At 41.2% G+C, this 15815-nt stretch carries 10 protein-coding genes; 5 read left to right on the forward strand and 5 right to left on the reverse strand.

Annotated elements, in window-relative coordinates; translation table 11 throughout:
• Positions 1-135: 135 nt before the first annotated feature.
• Together JMN32_RS21820 and JMN32_RS21825 are read left to right on the forward strand one after the other, a co-directional pair.
• Positions 136-4038 carry an RHS repeat protein gene (locus JMN32_RS21820; RefSeq protein ID WP_202858504.1) on the forward strand — a complete coding sequence of 1301 codons (3903 nt, stop codon included), beginning with the start codon at positions 136-138 and terminating at the stop codon, positions 4036-4038.
• A 508-nt stretch (positions 4039-4546) separates the two neighbouring features.
• Positions 4547-5191 (forward strand): hypothetical protein, encoded by a 645-nt coding sequence (locus JMN32_RS21825; RefSeq protein ID WP_202858505.1) that lies wholly within the window; start codon positions 4547-4549, stop codon positions 5189-5191.
• 388 nt (positions 5192-5579) lie between these two features.
• Here JMN32_RS21825 and JMN32_RS21830 read toward each other — a convergent pair whose 3' ends face one another.
• The 3 genes from JMN32_RS21830 to sdaAB are packed head-to-tail and all read right to left on the reverse strand — an operon-like array spanning position 5580 to position 9143.
• Positions 5580-6977: an efflux RND transporter periplasmic adaptor subunit gene (locus JMN32_RS21830; RefSeq protein ID WP_202858506.1), complete on the reverse strand. Its 1398-nt coding sequence runs from the start codon at positions 6975-6977 to the stop codon at positions 5580-5582.
• 4 nt (positions 6978-6981) lie between these two features.
• The gene (locus tag JMN32_RS21835; protein ID WP_202858507.1) at positions 6982-8463 is read right to left on the reverse strand and encodes a TolC family protein; all 1482 of its coding nucleotides are present in this window, start codon (positions 8461-8463) and stop codon (positions 6982-6984) included.
• A gap of 2 nt (positions 8464-8465) precedes the next feature.
• Positions 8466-9143 carry an L-serine ammonia-lyase, iron-sulfur-dependent subunit beta gene (gene sdaAB, locus JMN32_RS21840; RefSeq protein ID WP_202858508.1) on the reverse strand — a complete coding sequence of 226 codons (678 nt, stop codon included), beginning with the start codon at positions 9141-9143 and terminating at the stop codon, positions 8466-8468.
• A gap of 166 nt (positions 9144-9309) precedes the next feature.
• On the opposite strand from sdaAB, the gene JMN32_RS21845 reads away from it, so the two are divergent.
• Positions 9310-10113, forward strand: coding sequence for an aminotransferase class IV (locus tag JMN32_RS21845; protein WP_202858509.1), 804 nt, complete (start codon positions 9310-9312; stop codon positions 10111-10113).
• A gap of 50 nt (positions 10114-10163) precedes the next feature.
• On the opposite strand, the gene thyA is transcribed toward JMN32_RS21845, so the two are convergent.
• Positions 10164-10958: a thymidylate synthase gene (gene thyA / locus JMN32_RS21850; RefSeq protein WP_202858510.1), complete on the reverse strand. Its 795-nt coding sequence runs from the start codon at positions 10956-10958 to the stop codon at positions 10164-10166.
• Between the two features lie 357 nt (positions 10959-11315).
• On the opposite strand from thyA, the gene JMN32_RS21855 reads away from it, so the two are divergent.
• On the forward strand, positions 11316-11543 hold the full coding sequence (locus JMN32_RS21855) for a hypothetical protein (RefSeq protein WP_202858511.1): 228 nt from the start codon (positions 11316-11318) through the stop codon (positions 11541-11543).
• A 50-nt stretch (positions 11544-11593) separates the two neighbouring features.
• Positions 11594-13861, forward strand: coding sequence for an efflux RND transporter permease subunit (locus JMN32_RS21860; protein WP_202858512.1), 2268 nt, complete (start codon positions 11594-11596; stop codon positions 13859-13861).
• Here the strand turns inward: JMN32_RS21860 and JMN32_RS21865 are convergent.
• Complete coding sequence (locus JMN32_RS21865; RefSeq protein ID WP_202858513.1) at positions 13851-15788, reverse strand: extracellular catalytic domain type 1 short-chain-length polyhydroxyalkanoate depolymerase; 1938 nt, start codon at positions 15786-15788, stop codon at positions 13851-13853. The genes JMN32_RS21860 and JMN32_RS21865 overlap by 11 nt on opposite strands.
• Positions 15789-15815 lie beyond the last annotated feature (27 nt).

Here is a 15815-nt window from a genome sequence, read left to right on the forward strand (position 1 = left end):
TACAACTACTTGATAAACAAGAAGCAAGATGAAAAACAAAATAAAAATTATTGAAATAATTATTTAATCATATATTTGAAACTGCCCCTTCATTATGCATTTGCTGCTTTTAAACCACAGTTCAAGACCTAATAAATGAAAGAGCTCCAGAGTACAAGCAACCGCTTAGTAAAATACATACTGATATTCCTGCTATTCATTGGTGGTTATAGCGGCCACGCCCAAAATCCCATCACGTGGACCGACCTGGTAGGCGTGGAAGTGCAGGCAGACAATACCCTGCGCAAAACCGGAGGCTGGGGAACAGACAATGGGGGCGCTGCATCTGCGGAAGTATTAGCCGCAGACACCGATGGTTGGGCTGAGTTTACCGTCTACCCCACAGGGTACGAGCGCTACTATGGATTGACCCAAAACAACATCGATGCAACCAAAAACATCGACTATGCTATCAAAATTAATAGCATCAATACCATCGTGATCCAGGAAAGCGGCGTATCCCGCGGAGGCTACGGAAGCATAGAAGCCGGAGACGTACTAAGAGTAGAACGAACCGATACCACCATAACTTATAAAAAGAATGGAGCCACCTTCTACACCTCACAAATAGCGTCAACCACAACACTCAGAGTAGATGTATGCCTTTACCATAACGATGGAGAAATCAGGAACGGCACCCTCAACTTTGGCGCAGCTACAGTAGAAGCCCCGAACGCCCCTACAGCCCTGCAAAGCACCACGCTAAGCTCAAACAGCGTAAGCCTGCAATGGACAGATAATGCCGAAGACGAAGCCGGCTTTATCATCGAACGACAAACCGGAGCGGGAGCCTACGAACAAGTCGCTAACCTGGCTCCCAACACCATCAGCTATACCGATACCACCGTAACCAGTGCCCTCAGCTATACCTACCGGGTATATGCCTACAACCCAGGAGGCAACTCCTCCTATAGCAATACCCAGACCGTAACCCCCGAGGAAACCACAAGAGCAGGCTTCCCGATTACCTGGACCGATAAAATAGGCGTAGAAGTACAGGCAGACAATGCCTTGCTCAAAACCGCAGGTTGGGGCACCGACAATGCCGGAGCCACCTCCGTAGAAATACTTCCGGCCGGCACCGATGGCTGGGCAGAACTTACAGCCTATGCCACCGGCTACGAACGCTACTTTGGCCTCACCGAAAACAGCACCGATGCAACCAATAACATCGATTATGCCATCAAACTCAGCAGTGGCAACACCATCGTAGTCAGTGAGCAAAGCCAGAACAAACATGGTATAGGAGATATCACAGATGGAGACATCCTGCGCATAGAAAGGACAGGAACCACCATAACCTACAAAAAGAATGGAGAAGTTTATTACACCTCAACAACCCCCTCTACCGGCCCCTTGATGGTAGACGTTAGCCTTTACCATAGCAACGGACAGATTAAAGGAACAGCCATATCCTTCGAGGCCGTCGTAGCTCCGGAAATTCCCGCCAATGTGCAGGCCATCGCAACCGACTTTGATAAAAACCTCATCACCTGGACAGCCCAGGCCCCGACCATAAGCTATGAGATAGAAAGATCACTCAATGAAACCAATGGCTTTGCAAGAGTAGCCACCACCATCCGGGGAGCTCATGAATACAGCGAAGGCAACCTTACCGGCGCCACCACTTATTATTACCGGGTAAGAGCAACCAACGGACAACAATACTCCGGCTATAGCCCCGTGATCAGCTCCACAACCCAAACCTCCATAGCCACCAACAACACCCAAGTCCACAAAGAACAATACAACGGCAACATATCAGCCATCAAGTGGAAAACCCATGGAGATACAGAGGAAAAACTGTACACCTACAGCTACGACCCCATGAACCGGATCAAAACCGCCCAATATGCCCAAGGAAAAACCCAGGCCAACAAAACCTGGACCACCCAATCAGCACAAGGCGGCTACAGCATACATAACATCAACTACGACCTGAACGGAAACATCCAAAGCCTCAACAGACAGTCCATAGCAGAAGACCTGCGCACCATAGATGCCCTGACCTACAACTATGCCAACGGAGGCAACCAGCTGACTGCCGTCAGTGATGCCGCAGGGTGGGAAGGCTTCACCGATAAAAACACCGCAGGAGATGACTACGATTACGATGCCAATGGCAACATGATCGTAGACAGGAACAAAGGCATCACCATCACCTACAACCACCTGAACCTGCCCGTAAGAGTAGAGAAAGACACCAACAACTACATCGTCTACCACTACGACGCTACAGGCGTAAAACAAGAACAGATCGTCTATGAAGAAGGCAAAGCCCCCAAAAGCACCCGATACTTCGGAGAGCTGATCTATGAAGACGGAGAGCTGACCATGATCCAACATGAAGAAGGGCGAGTAGTGATCGATGAAATTACAGGAGACTTCGAATATCAGTACCATTTAAAAGACCATTTGGGAAATACAAGGCTGACCTTCACGACGAAGCCGAAAACGATCGATTTCCCAGCCCGCTTTGAGACAGAAACAGCAGCAGATGAAGAACAACTATACAGTGGCATAGACAACACCCGGGTAATATTCCCCAGTGCAGATGCCACGCAGGACTCTATCCATGTAACAGGAGACGATGAAGTCATAGGACTGAACAACCAGATCTCCGCCGGAGCCGCACTGAGCATCCCCGTAGGCCCCGGCGATAAGCTGGACATGCAGGTGTACAGCTACTACGAAGCAGGAGACTATGGCAGTCCACAGTCTGCCAATGCAGTATTGATGGCCGTGGCCGGAGCCTTTGGAGGAGTAAATGGTGGCAATACCTATGAGCAGTCTACCTATGATGCTTTTAGCAGTGCGCATGAAAATAGTATGGTGGTAGCAGGTAACAATGCAGGAAGTACTGTTCCCGCAGCCTACCTGAACTACATCCTGTTCGATGAAAAAATGAACCCTTACAAATTTGGGCATACTCAAATCACGGGAACTGCCAACAGTCATGAGCTAGTGACCTTGAATGGTGTTATTGTAGACCAAACAGGCTTTGCCTATATTTACCTGAGCAATGAGAGTGATAGTCCATTGCCGGTGTTCTTTGATGATATGAATGTGGTGCTTACGGAGAGTAATGTGGTGCAGAAGGATGATTACTATCCTTTTGGGTTAACCTTTAACTCTTACCAGAGAGTCACGGCCAAGGAGAATAAATGGAAATTCCAGGGGCAGGAACACATTGATGATCTGGGGCTTAACTGGGACTCTTTCAAATGGAGAAATCACCAACCAGATATAGGAAGGTTCTTTAATGTTGATCCGTTGGCAGAAAAGTACGTTTATAACAGTCCGTACGCATTTAGTGAGAACAAGGTAACTTCTCATATTGAATTGGAAGGTTTGGAGGCAGTGTCTCTTAAGAAAGATATAAATAATCTTGTAATTGTGGTTCAGGGTTACGGGGGAGCAAGTCCAAGTGATGGGAAAACACAAGCACAAAATAGCCCAGAAATAGGCGGTGGAATTGATTACTCGGGTATCGGAAGTGTAACTTCTTTGGAATCAAAAGACACACAAGTTGCAGTTTTTGCATCTTCGCATAGTAGCAATACAAAAAATGATATATCAAAAAGTATATCTAATTTTAACTCTGCGAGTCCTGAAGGAAAAGTAGTATTAGTAGGCCATAGTTTAGGTGGAGATAATTTGGTGGAGATGGTTAATGAAAATAGTAATTTGAAGGTTGATGCATTAATAACTCTAGATATTGCTGATTACTTCAGTGACACTGAAATTTCTGAGAATGTCGGAACGGCCATTAATTATTATCAGACAAACTTTTTTCCTATGGGTGACAAAGTAACTGCGAAGAATCCAGAAAAAACTAAGACGATAAATATTGAGGCTAAGAATTCAACACATCGTAGTATAGATAATAACCTTAAAGGGAGTGTGATAAATAGCGTTATTTATCACACTCAGAGTTCCTCGTCCAGCGATGGTTTTGTTGGTCCTCCAAAGCCTACAGACATAAAACCACCTTTTTAAAATGAAAAGAATTATAGCCTTTTTGATTATTGGAGCCTTTCTTCTCATACTTTTTTTGAGTTTAAAAGATAATGTATATGTTCCTATACTGTATATCCTTATTGCCGTTGAACTTTATAATACATATCTTCTAATAGCTAAACTTAGGAGGAATATAAATGCTCAATTGTTGATGGTTTTGCTTTGTGCCGTGGGTATGTTATTGTTTGGGGTTTATTTGATAGTATTATCCAATAGTTTGGTTGTGTAGAGGTAATACACAGTTCCTACCATGTTCTATATGGTACATCATATCTTTTAATACCTTTAAACGAAGATGAGGGGGTTGAAAAAATGTTGGAGAAGTTTAAAGATACTTATTAGTGGAGTTACCATGATAAACTGAAATACCAAAGCCTTGCATTGCTTATACATTACAGCCCAAAGCTCCCGATGATCGTCTAACAAGGAGTATCTCTTTTTTCTCCAAAAAGCAGTACCTTGAAAAATTTTCTAGCCAGGAAGAACAATGAAACCGGAAACTAAACTTGACCTTTTGCAGGAAGTACACAAGTATTACCCTATTGGGTGTCCTCTCCTTAATCATGAATACCCGGGCTACAAGCTTTTGTTAGGTATCCTCGAAAACAAAGTCAATAACTTAATAACCAGTATTGAAGATGATACTTGGGTATCACTAATTAGTGAACTTCAAAGCAATGGCAAATTTGAGGTCTATGATGATAGCTATCTTCAGTTTCCTAATCTGGTTGCTCGAATTGAACTTTCAAAAACCGAAGCCGAGGTAAGCATCACCCGAACTCTTCGGCTCACTTTATCACTGCTAACCAATTACTACACGGCTTTTATTGAAGAAAAAGGCACTTTTAACAGATTTAACAATGAACCTGGTGTGGCTCCTGTAAAACTGCTGTGGTATGGGCAGCAAAACATGTCGGACAATGAAAGACAGTGGCTGGCGGATGTAAAAGGCAAAGTAAGTGATCATTACCCCGACTACTTATTTGTTAACCATGACGCGCTATTAAATACCAACATATATGGTGGACTGCCTCATGGTGAAGATCCTGAAGATTTAAAATCATATTATTCCTTATATAGTTATTTATTTGATTATATACATGCTCCTCAGGGTTTTGAGGTGATTCCCTGAATGCCGAAACTGAATAAGCGAAAAACACCCCTGTAGTCCCCTCAAGGGGACATTTGGGGTAGTGAAACCTATCCTATTATAATTCTTCAATAAGTTTTTTAAGGAAACTTCGTCATTGTTTTGCTACAACAAATCCTTGCTCTGCGCTAAATCCTCCCTTGAGGAAGGCACCCGCAGGGGGGTGGGTGTATACCTTCTGTCAATACTTCGGAGCAGTAAAGCTTTACCAAACTTTCAGAAGTTTAGTAAAGCCGCTGTTTAGTTTTGTTAGTTGCTATTCCATATAATGGCCTGTCGAGGGCCAGGGTAAGGCTTTTAGTAAGAAAGTGAGTACATAAAAAAAGCTGCACTCCCATGCAGCTTTTTAAAATGATCAATATAGCTATCATTACTCCTCAGCTATACTACTGTTATCTTCAGTTTTTTTTTCTTCCTTTTTCTCATCTACCTTAATCTTATCTCCATCTTCCAGCCTTTTTGATACGGCAAGGAACGGTCCTGAAATTATCTCCTCTCCTTCATTCACACCTTCAAGTATTTCAATGTTTTCATAGTCACTTATGCCAGTTTTAACCTGTCTTAATACGGCAGTACCACCCTCGTTAACAAATACTACTTCTTTAACATCATCCCTGGCACCTGCCCCGGTATTCTCTTCATCAGCTTTAGCTATTTCTTCACCATCTTTATCTCCTTTACTACCAAATTTTTTCTTGTTAGGGTCTCTGGTTGTAACTGCAGAAAGAGGAACGGTTAAAATACTCTCCTTTCGGTTGGTAACAATATCAACACTGGCCGTCATACCCGGACGAAAAGGGTACCTGCTACCGTTTTCAATCAGGTCTTTATATGATGAGTTTAAAATTTTAATTCGTACTTCAAACTCAGTAACAGCATCTGCAGAAGCCTTGTCATTAGCCGTGTTTGCAATAGCAGTAACTACTCCCTTAAACTCCTTATCAAGATGGCTATACGCATCTACATCAATAACCGCTGTATCTCCAAGGGAAACCCTAATGATATCGTTTTCATTAACATCTACCCTTACCTCCATTTTATTAAGATCAGCAATTCTCATGATTTCAGTACCCTGAAATTGTTGCGTACCCAGTACAGTCTCCCCTTTTTCTACATTCAGTTTAGAAACTATCCCTCCCATAGGTGAGGTAACAGCCGTTCTACGTAAATTCTCCTGGGTTTGATCCAAAGAAGCCTTACTTGAACGTACGATATACCTTGCAGCTTCAACAGATTTCTCAGCAGACTTAAGATCGTTTTCAGCAATAACAAAGTTTTGCTGCGCCTGCTCCCATTCGGAATCAGATATTACATTTTCCTTGAACAGTTTTTCCTGTCTCTGATACTCCTGCTCTGCACGAATGAATGTGGCTTTAGCCCTCTGAAGTGCTGCTTCTGAAGAAGCCAGGTTGGCTCGCTGCTGGTTTAGAGAAGCTTTGGACTGCTCAACTGCAGCTACAAAATTATCAGGTCGCACTTTGGCAAGAACCTGATTGGCCTGAACAGAATCCCCTTCCTCAACATTCAACTCTATAAGCTCACCTGATACTTCAGGGCTAAGCTTAACCTCCACTACAGGCTGTACCATACCGGAAGCACTGACTTTTTCTGTAATCGCAAGCTGTTTAGCTTTGGCTATCTCTACTTCAATTTCATTTGGTTTGCCTATCCAGCCAGCATACTTACCGACAATAAGTATCACAACCAGAACACCAAACGCACCGATTAACCAATATAACCATTTATTGGATCTTCTTTTTTTTGACATCAGTTTAAAAATCTAAAGGTTTACCTTGATAAAAATCTAATATTTTCAGTTTGAAAATGTAGTCGTATTTAGCTCTTAAGAGATCAGACTTAGCCTGAAACAAATCATTTTCTGCTATTTGGTAGTCCGTAAAATTGACTGCTCCAATATCATAACGCTGCTTCATCACTCTAAAAGACTCTTCTCTTGCCTGCACTTGCTTTAATGACGCATTGTAAGATTTGATAGCTGCGGTAACGTCATTATAAGATTGCTCTATGCTCGTCCAAAGTTTGTATTTAACATCTTTTTCATTGATCTGAGCCTGCTCTCTGGTAATAATAGCCCTTTGTACACCAGACCTGGCTGAAAACCCATTGAAAATAGGAATAGAAACATTAAAGCTAACAAATTTACTCAGGTTGTCATCCACCTGCGTTTGAAAATCGATAGTCTCATAGCCACTGCTGGTAGTAGCAGGAATATTTACTGTTTGCAGGTCGTTGCCATTTAAAAAAGTAACTGATTGATACAACTGTACATCTCCGGAATTTGGACTCACGGGATTCGCTATAAAAACAGGTGATTGACTTGTAGGCAGTTGAGAGGCATCAGAGTACCTGGTTGTAAGTCCTCCTTGAAGTGAAAAGGTAGGATAAAGGTCCCCTCTGGCTACACTAACACCGATTTCAGCACTTTGAGAGTTAAGTTGAGCTCCCTGAACCTCTGGCATGGAATTTAAAGCTATGTTGTAGATTTCTATTGCTGAAAGCTCCATTACCGGCTCAGATTCTATATCAAGCTCAGGCACAACAATCTCAATTTCACTATCAGGAGAAAGCTGAAGTACCTGTTTCAATTGAATTTTAGCCATCAGGTAGTCATTCTCTCTATTTACCACATTAAGTTCATTAGTCGCTTTTTGAGCTTGCAAGTCCAAAAGATTTGACTTCGGCAAAGCACCAACTTCAACCTGCTTACTAGTCAGCTCCACTTGCTGCTCAGTGCTGCTCAGTTGCGTACGGGCATTTTCAAGTAACTCGCGCGCAAAAAGAACATTGGTATAAAATGTAATTATATTGAGTATAACACTATTTTTAGATGCTTCAAGGTCCATTTGGCTAGACTCAAAGGAAAGCCTCGACTGCTTTATAGAATTATTAACCCTCATACCATTGAATAGTACGACACTACCACTAACATTAGCATTTGCAGAGGCTATTCTTTGGTTGTCAACAAATAAGTTGGTAGTCGGGTCGATAGATCTACCCCAGCTATAACCATACGAGCCATTGGCACTGACATTGGGTAGCCTGGAAAATTTAGACTGACTGTAGTTGATATCCTGACTTTCAACGCTCAGGACGCTTCTTTTAACATCCAGGTTATTCTCCATAGCATAGTCAATACATTCCTGTAAAGTCCATTCGCTTTTATCTTGAGCAAAGGCCCCCAGTGAACACAATAAGGAGATTACTAATACTTTTACCGCTTTCCTTTTCATCATATTTATAAATCGATATCAGGGATATAAATTACTTCTTTGATCCAATTTAGACTTTGAATATATTCTAATGTTATAGGTTTTAAACCACTATCCATTTCTATTACCTGGCAAGCTATATCATGCTTCCCTTTACGAGACACTGACATGGTCGCAATGTTACAGTTATCATGAGATAAAATATTAGCGATATAGGCAATACTACCTTTAACGTCGTCAGCCTTAAGTATAAGCGTATGCAAACTAGCTGAGAAATTAGCGTTAAATCCATCAATCTCAGCAATATTAATCACACCTCCCCCCTTACTCTCTCCTATTACTTCGATCTTGCGTCCGTCCTTCTCGAGATTCAACTTAATAGTATTGGGGTGATAAACCGAAGCGTTGCCTACAGATTTAAAAGTATATTCAAGGCCTTCCTTCTCTGCAAAATCAAATGAATTTCTAATTCTTTCATCATCTGTTTTATAATCAAGCAATCCGGCTATTATAGCCTTATCACTTCCGTGTCCTTCATATGTACGGGCAAAAGAATTATAAAAGGTAATCATTGCCTTTTCAGGCTTCCCTCCCAGTACCCTAATCGCAGCACGAGCTATTCGCACCACTCCGGCAGTATGCGAACTTGACGGGCCAATCATTACGGGTCCAATCATATCAAATACACTACTTTTCTCCGCCATGGCATTAAATTATTATAGTTTCAATATTAATGATAATTTTACTGTTGCATCACCTGAAAATTATGAATGGTTAATAACCCATATGAAGCCCCAAATTGGGTGATAAAGTATTTTAGGTGGCGCCAAACAGGTCAAAGATCATATCTATTTATCGTTTTTCCATTTTATGGCTGCAATATTTAATAATAAGTACATCACTGATCACTTTTCTTGTGCTATTAATGACCGGGCTCTTCAATTCGGAGATGGTTTATTCGAAACCATTAAGGTAGAAAACGGCAAGGCGCAGCTTTTAAACTACCATCTTGACCGTTTGAATGAAGGAGCTGAAGCTTTACGGTTTAAACTTCCGAATTATCTTACTGAAGAATTATTACAGTCGCAGATAGCAGAATTACGCTTTCACAACCAAATGGATACCAAGGCAACAGCCAAACTACTGGTATGGAGAAAAAATAATAATCAAAGAGCATATGCAAGTGTCGACAGGGATGTCAATACCTTACTTATGTTAAAGCCCTCAAGCGCTACATCAGTTAAGAAAAATGTAGGGTATTCAAAAGATGTGATACTTCATTATTGGAAACTGTCACGATTCAAAACCCTTAATGCCCTGCCATATATAATAGCCACTCAGGAAAGAGATATCAGGAAGCTCGATGAGCTAATACTTCTGAATGTTCATGGTCAGGTAACAGAATGCACCTCATCCAATATTTTTTGGATGAAGGATAATGTTTACTACACACCATCGCTTCTCACCGGGTGCATTGCCGGGATTCAGCGCCGCCATATCTTTGATGTTTTCAAGGCTAAAAACATTCAATATTTCGAAGTTGAAGAAGGCCCGGAAGCTTTATCAGTGGCCGAAGGTGTATTTATATGCAACAGCAATGGCCTATACCCTATAACCAATATTAACAAAGTAACTTACTATAAATCAATAGAATCAATTAAAAAATTAACTTGAGTTAACTTTTAATAAACTGTTTTTTTCATGCACCCAAGCCAGAGCGCCAACTATACCGCCACCGGTGCTTTAATACCAGGATGAGGATCATAATTTAAGATCTCGAAATCCTCATATTTATAATCAAAGATTGAAGCGGGCTTTCTCTTTATATTCAATTGAGGCAAACTTTTTGGCTCCCTACTCAGTTGCGTTTTAGCCTGTTCCATATGATTGGAATAAAGATGCACATCTCCACCAGTCCATACAAAATCACCCACTTCCAGGTCACATTGCTGGGCAAACATATAAACAAGCAAAGCATAAGAAGCAATATTAAAAGGAACTCCCAAAAAGTAATCCGCACTTCTCTGATACAACTGACATGACAGTTTACCATCTGCTACATAAAACTGAAATAAAGCGTGGCAGGGAGGTAAAGCCATTTCATCCACTTCGGCGGGATTCCATGCACTAACAATATGCCTTCTGGAATTTGGGTTGCTTTTAATAGCCTCAATGACCTGAGATATCTGGTCTACCTTACCTCCATCAGGCTTTGGCCAACTTCTCCATTGGTATCCGTAGACAGGCCCCAGATCTCCATTCTCATCAGCCCATTCATCCCAAATCGAAACCCCATTATCTTTTAGGTACTTGATATTGGTGTCTCCACTTAAAAACCATAACAACTCGTGAATGATTGAACGTATGTGAAGCTTTTTAGTGGTCAACAACGGAAAACCTTGGGAAAGGTCAAACCTAAGCTGACGCCCAAATACACTTACAGTACCTGTCCCCGTTCTATCACCTTTCTGATTACCATTATCAAGAATATCCTGCATTAAGCCTAAGTACTGTTTCATAACCTACTGTGTTCTTGTTGAGTACATACCTGCTATAGAAGTATCATTTTAACAGCAATTTACCGCTGTAAATTTATATTTACCGAAACAGGCGTGTGGTATAAATTAATAAAAGCTAAAATTACAGCTAAGATATAAATTTTGATTTTATACCTTTGCGTAGCGTTAGTACTTTTTAAACAATATGTCTAGAGAGGTGGCTTAAAACCAATGAGTAATTACGTTCACATTAATTATTCCCCTCCTATCATTTTTTACTTAAAGATTAACTCCATAAATAACTGATTATCTAGGATATAACCTACTTTACACAAACACAAATTTAATCAAAGGTGCATTTTGTGCATATAACTACCTATGGGATTTTTCAGCAACTTTTTTAGTCCTAAAAGACAACGCATCATTGAGTCTGTCAGAAATTACTATAGCGGTAAAAATGAAAAGATTCCTTACTCCTCCAAAGAAATAAGAGAGGCTATCGAATGGGTCAGAACTTCAGATATTGAGAACAAGGAGATGCTTATTGAAAAACTCACGATGGCAGAACTGTTAGTACAAGCAAAAGAGCCTTCCAAATCACGCTGATTTATCTATTTTTACAGGGTAGTCATAGTACAGCAGAATCATAAATACTGATGCTAAAAAAAGCCTCCCTGTTATCAATTACCTTTGTTGTAATCACATCGTTGATTTTGGGGTATTTCATCAAAGACCTACAATTCAACTATGTATTTGAGAGCTTTTTTCCTACTGATGACCCCGACCTGGAGTATTACAGAACATTTGAGGAACTGTTTGAAAATGACAATAATTATCTACTTGTAGGACTTGTTAATGAGCCTACTGTTTTTGACAGTGCGTTTCTTCACAAAGTAGGACAACTCACTAAATACGTTGAACAAACCGACCATGTAACCAGTGTAGCCTCCATTTCTAATATTGAAAAACCGATAATCAGCCCGGCAGGTTATTTTGAAATACCTGTAATACACGTAGAGGCTCCCGAAAAATATAAACAGGATAGCATTCGTCTTTACAAAGATGGTTGGTTATTGGAATCTCTTCTCTCGCGGGATGCGAAAGCCACGGCTATTGTCATAAAGCACGAACCTCTATCAGGAAAAGAGGCTGCAGACTCTTTAGTCAACAGTATAAGAAAGGCAATTGATCATCTTGATTTTCAGAAATTTCATTTGGCAGGCAAATCATATGCTCAAGGTATCTTCATTGAAAAAATGCAGTACGAATTGGCTATTTTCTTATCTGCCTCTGTTGCTTTGGTCATTGTATTCCTGGTTATAGCATTCAGGTCATTTTCGGGTGTAATTGTACCATTAATCGTTGTACTCTTATCCACTATATGGATACTTGGTTTCATGGCTTTAACGGGCAAAACGTTAGATATTCTCATGGTGCTGTTACCCACCATCATGTTCATTGTTGGTATGTCTGATGTAGTCCATATCATGACTAAATATATAGAACAACTCAGAGTAGGTGATAGTAAAAGAGACGCCATAGTAACAACCATAAAGGAAGTAGGGCTTGCCACCCTCCTAACCTCTCTTACTACCGCTGTTGGTTTTGCCACATTGCTAACAGCCAGTATCCAACCTATTCAGGAGTTCGGTATCTATACCGCCGCAGGCGTTTTTTTTGCCTTTATTGTAGCTTTTGCTCTACTACCTGCCTGCCTGTATCTGCTTCCAAGACCAAAAGTTTCTTACAAGGTGGTTCACAAGTCTTCATGGTTCCTGTTTTTAAGCCGATCATTTATCAAAGTGGCCAGAAATGGAAAAAGTATTCTGACCATTAACCTAGCACTTATAATCATCTCTTTGGTTGGAATATCCCAAATACGCATCAACACTTACCTTATAGAAGATTTGCCCTCAGATGATCCACTAAAGCTAGACTTTATGTTCTTCGATACAGAATTTGGTGGATCAAGACCTTTTGAAATAACTGCTACTGTCAACAAAAGTGGTGCTACTGTTTTTGACCGTGAGGTTTTGATCGAAACGGACTCTCTCCAAAACCACCTTACCTCCTTATTTGGTTCCGGAGGTATCATATCCCCTGTAACTGTAGTGAAGGGCCTTAACCAAGCCATAAACGGAGGGTCTTCAGATGCCTATAGGCTCCCTTCAAATGACAAGGAATGGAAGCGACTGTACAAATACCTGCCACGGCTACTAAAAAGATATCAGAAATCGGGAAACATAACGGCCATGCAAAATACAGTGGGCAGGATCAGTACTCGCGTCGGAGACATTGGCAGTGCAATTTCACTAGCAAAGACCAAAGAACTGCAAACATACATCAGACAACATACGGATACAGCTCTTGTGACCTACAAAGTAACCGGGACATCCAACCTGATTGACAAAAACAATGAGTACCTGGCTAAAAACATGTTTGAAGGTCTTGGCATTGCCTTTTTTGTCGTCGCTGTCATTGCCGGCCTGCTTTTTAAGTCACTGCGAATGGTCATGATCACTCTTGTGCCCAATGTTATCCCGCTACTCATCATTGCAGGTATTATGGGCATCTCAGGCATTACATTAAAGCTTTCAACGTCTATAGTGTTTTCAATCGCTTTCGGTATCGCTGTTGATGACACTATTCACTTCATCAGCAAACTTAAGATCGAGCTTGCCAAAGGAAAACCATTGCTCTATGCTTTAAAAAGAACCTACTTATCCACCGGAAAGGCTATTATTGTAACCAGCATTATCCTTTCCGGCGGATTCCTCATTTTACTGCTTTCCTCCTTTGGAGGAACATTCTACACAGGCCTTCTTGTAAGCCTGACCCTCATTTTCGCCTTGCTAATTGATCTAACACTGCTTCCTGTAATGATCATGCTATTTTTCAGGCATAAACAAACTGCTAATGCCTGATCATAATCTTTTCAAAGCAGGGCTTACCGTCAATCATCATGTTGATTATATACATGCCTTCGCTCAAGTGACTTACATCTAGCATAAGCAACTCATCCTGCTTTTCAGTAATTAAAGATACTTCTCTCCCCTCAGTCGAGACTATACTTACGGATTGCATATTGGCAAATTTACCTCTAATGTAAATTCGGGAAGTAGCTGGGTTGGGGTACAGGTAAATATCTGCCTGCAGCTCTCCCAAGCCTACGCTTTTTCCTGATAATCCGAACTGGGATTTTCTAATCTCTATTTTAAATGCAGCGTCAAATACAGTATAGGCGATTCCATTATACCATAAATTCCCACCAAAGTATGCATTTGAAAAGCTATATTTTAACGACGCATTGGTAAGCTGCACTGTATACTGCTGTCCACTTAACAGCCACGGACCATTTTGCAAAGTAATAGATTGCCACCCTTTTCCTTTGCTAATTCCTGTCTGCTCGTAAACGATCTGCCCGGTCACCGAATTTCCCTCATAAACACGAAGTGCAGCCCCGGATATAGCATTAACTAAATTAAAAGAAACTGTTTCAAGGTTGCCATCCGCAGTAGCAACGAAGGACTGTCCCATATCCTGCCCATTATTATAGCTCAATATGCCACTGCCATTCGGTTGATCTATTACCACCAACTCTCCCTGCCCTCCCTCTGAAAAGGTTATGGCAGAAACTGTATTGCTTACGGCTGTTTCATCCATCGCATTGACAGCTGTAACTCTATAGTAGTAGCGTGTTTCCGAAGCAAGCCCTTCATCATTGAACACTGTAGTATTAGCGCTTAAATTAGCTACCTCAGCAAACTGACTATCAGAATACAATGACCTTTCAACAACATAGGCTGTTTCCGTTGTAGCGTTATCATTCCAGGTAAGTTTAATCCCTGAAGATGATACAGCTTCTGCCTGTACATTACCTGGAGCCTCAAACACTTCAGAGCTTGCAACTATGTTAAAAAATGTAGCTGCCAGATAACTGCTGAATATGTTGACATCTTTCGCATAGGTGCCTGTCTGCCCTCCCTGCTTATCACCTGAGCCCGGATCTACAGCAATAGCATGTCCCATCCCTTCGATACTGTAGGTTATAACAACATCATTTCCACCTTGATCTTTGTAGGCTTTACGAGTAACCAAAGCATTATTATCATAATTAGTATCTTCCTGATCCACAACCTGATCAGTAACATGCACATTGGTCCATTGCTCCATTAATTCTCTTTGATTTACAAAATACACTGTGTAATCAGATGTACCATGTATAGTAGCCACCCTGGGATAATTTCCACTAAATGACGGATATGCATTTCTCACCAGATTACCGAGCTGCTCCGGACTCTTATTTATATTACCAAACATGGCCATGAAAGCTTCATTGCTTCCCGTAGCAACCTTATATGGCAATCCACTCATTACAACTCCGGCCGAAAATACATCAGGATAGGCTGCCAGCATAACACTAGTCATTCCCCCTCCCGCTGAAAATCCGGTGACATATACTCTATTATTATCGATGGCATAGTTAGCCTTCACAAAATCTACCATTGATTTGAGGGATAACGCCTCGCCAGAACCTCGGCTGTAATCTCCACTTTCAAACCAGTTAAAGCACCTCGAAGAGTTATTGCTATTCTTTTGCTCCGCATAGATTACATAAAAGCCGTAACGGTCAGCCAGTTCGTTCCAACCACTTTCCCCTGCAAACTCAGAAGCACTTTGCGTACAACCATGCAACGCCAGAACCAGTGGAGCACCTGCAACAGGTAATTCAGGTTCATATATATACATACCAAGGTTGCCTGGATTAGAGCCAAAATTAGTAACTGGCACCTGAGAAAAAGCTTTATGAACAAAGCATAAGATAATAGGTAAAAGGAATAATTTTTTCATAAGATTAAGGGTTTAGGTTGGAATGAA

The sequence above is a fragment of the Fulvivirga marina genome (assembly GCF_016775155.1).
GTDB lineage: Bacteria > Bacteroidota > Bacteroidia > Cytophagales > Cyclobacteriaceae > Fulvivirga > Fulvivirga marina.

Bases quoted from the DNA above. Each gene is read 5' to 3' on its own strand.
- JMN32_RS21825 (WP_202858505.1), top strand. From the start codon at position 4,547: ATGAAACCGGAAACTAAACTTGACCTTTTGCAGGAAGTACACAAGTAT.
- JMN32_RS21830 (WP_202858506.1), bottom strand. From the start codon at position 6,977: ATGTCAAAAAAAAGAAGATCCAATAAATGGTTATATTGGTTAATCGGT.
- thyA (WP_202858510.1), bottom strand. From the start codon at position 10,958: ATGAAACAGTACTTAGGCTTAATGCAGGATATTCTTGATAATGGTAAT.
- JMN32_RS21835 (WP_202858507.1), bottom strand. From the start codon at position 8,463: ATGATGAAAAGGAAAGCGGTAAAAGTATTAGTAATCTCCTTATTGTGT.
- JMN32_RS21860 (WP_202858512.1), top strand. From the start codon at position 11,594: ATGCTAAAAAAAGCCTCCCTGTTATCAATTACCTTTGTTGTAATCACA.
- JMN32_RS21845 (WP_202858509.1), top strand. From the start codon at position 9,310: ATGGCTGCAATATTTAATAATAAGTACATCACTGATCACTTTTCTTGT.
- JMN32_RS21820 (WP_202858504.1), top strand. From the start codon at position 136: ATGAAAGAGCTCCAGAGTACAAGCAACCGCTTAGTAAAATACATACTG.
- JMN32_RS21855 (WP_202858511.1), top strand. From the start codon at position 11,316: ATGGGATTTTTCAGCAACTTTTTTAGTCCTAAAAGACAACGCATCATT.
- sdaAB (WP_202858508.1), bottom strand. From the start codon at position 9,143: ATGGCGGAGAAAAGTAGTGTATTTGATATGATTGGACCCGTAATGATT.
- JMN32_RS21865 (WP_202858513.1), bottom strand. From the start codon at position 15,788: ATGAAAAAATTATTCCTTTTACCTATTATCTTATGCTTTGTTCATAAA.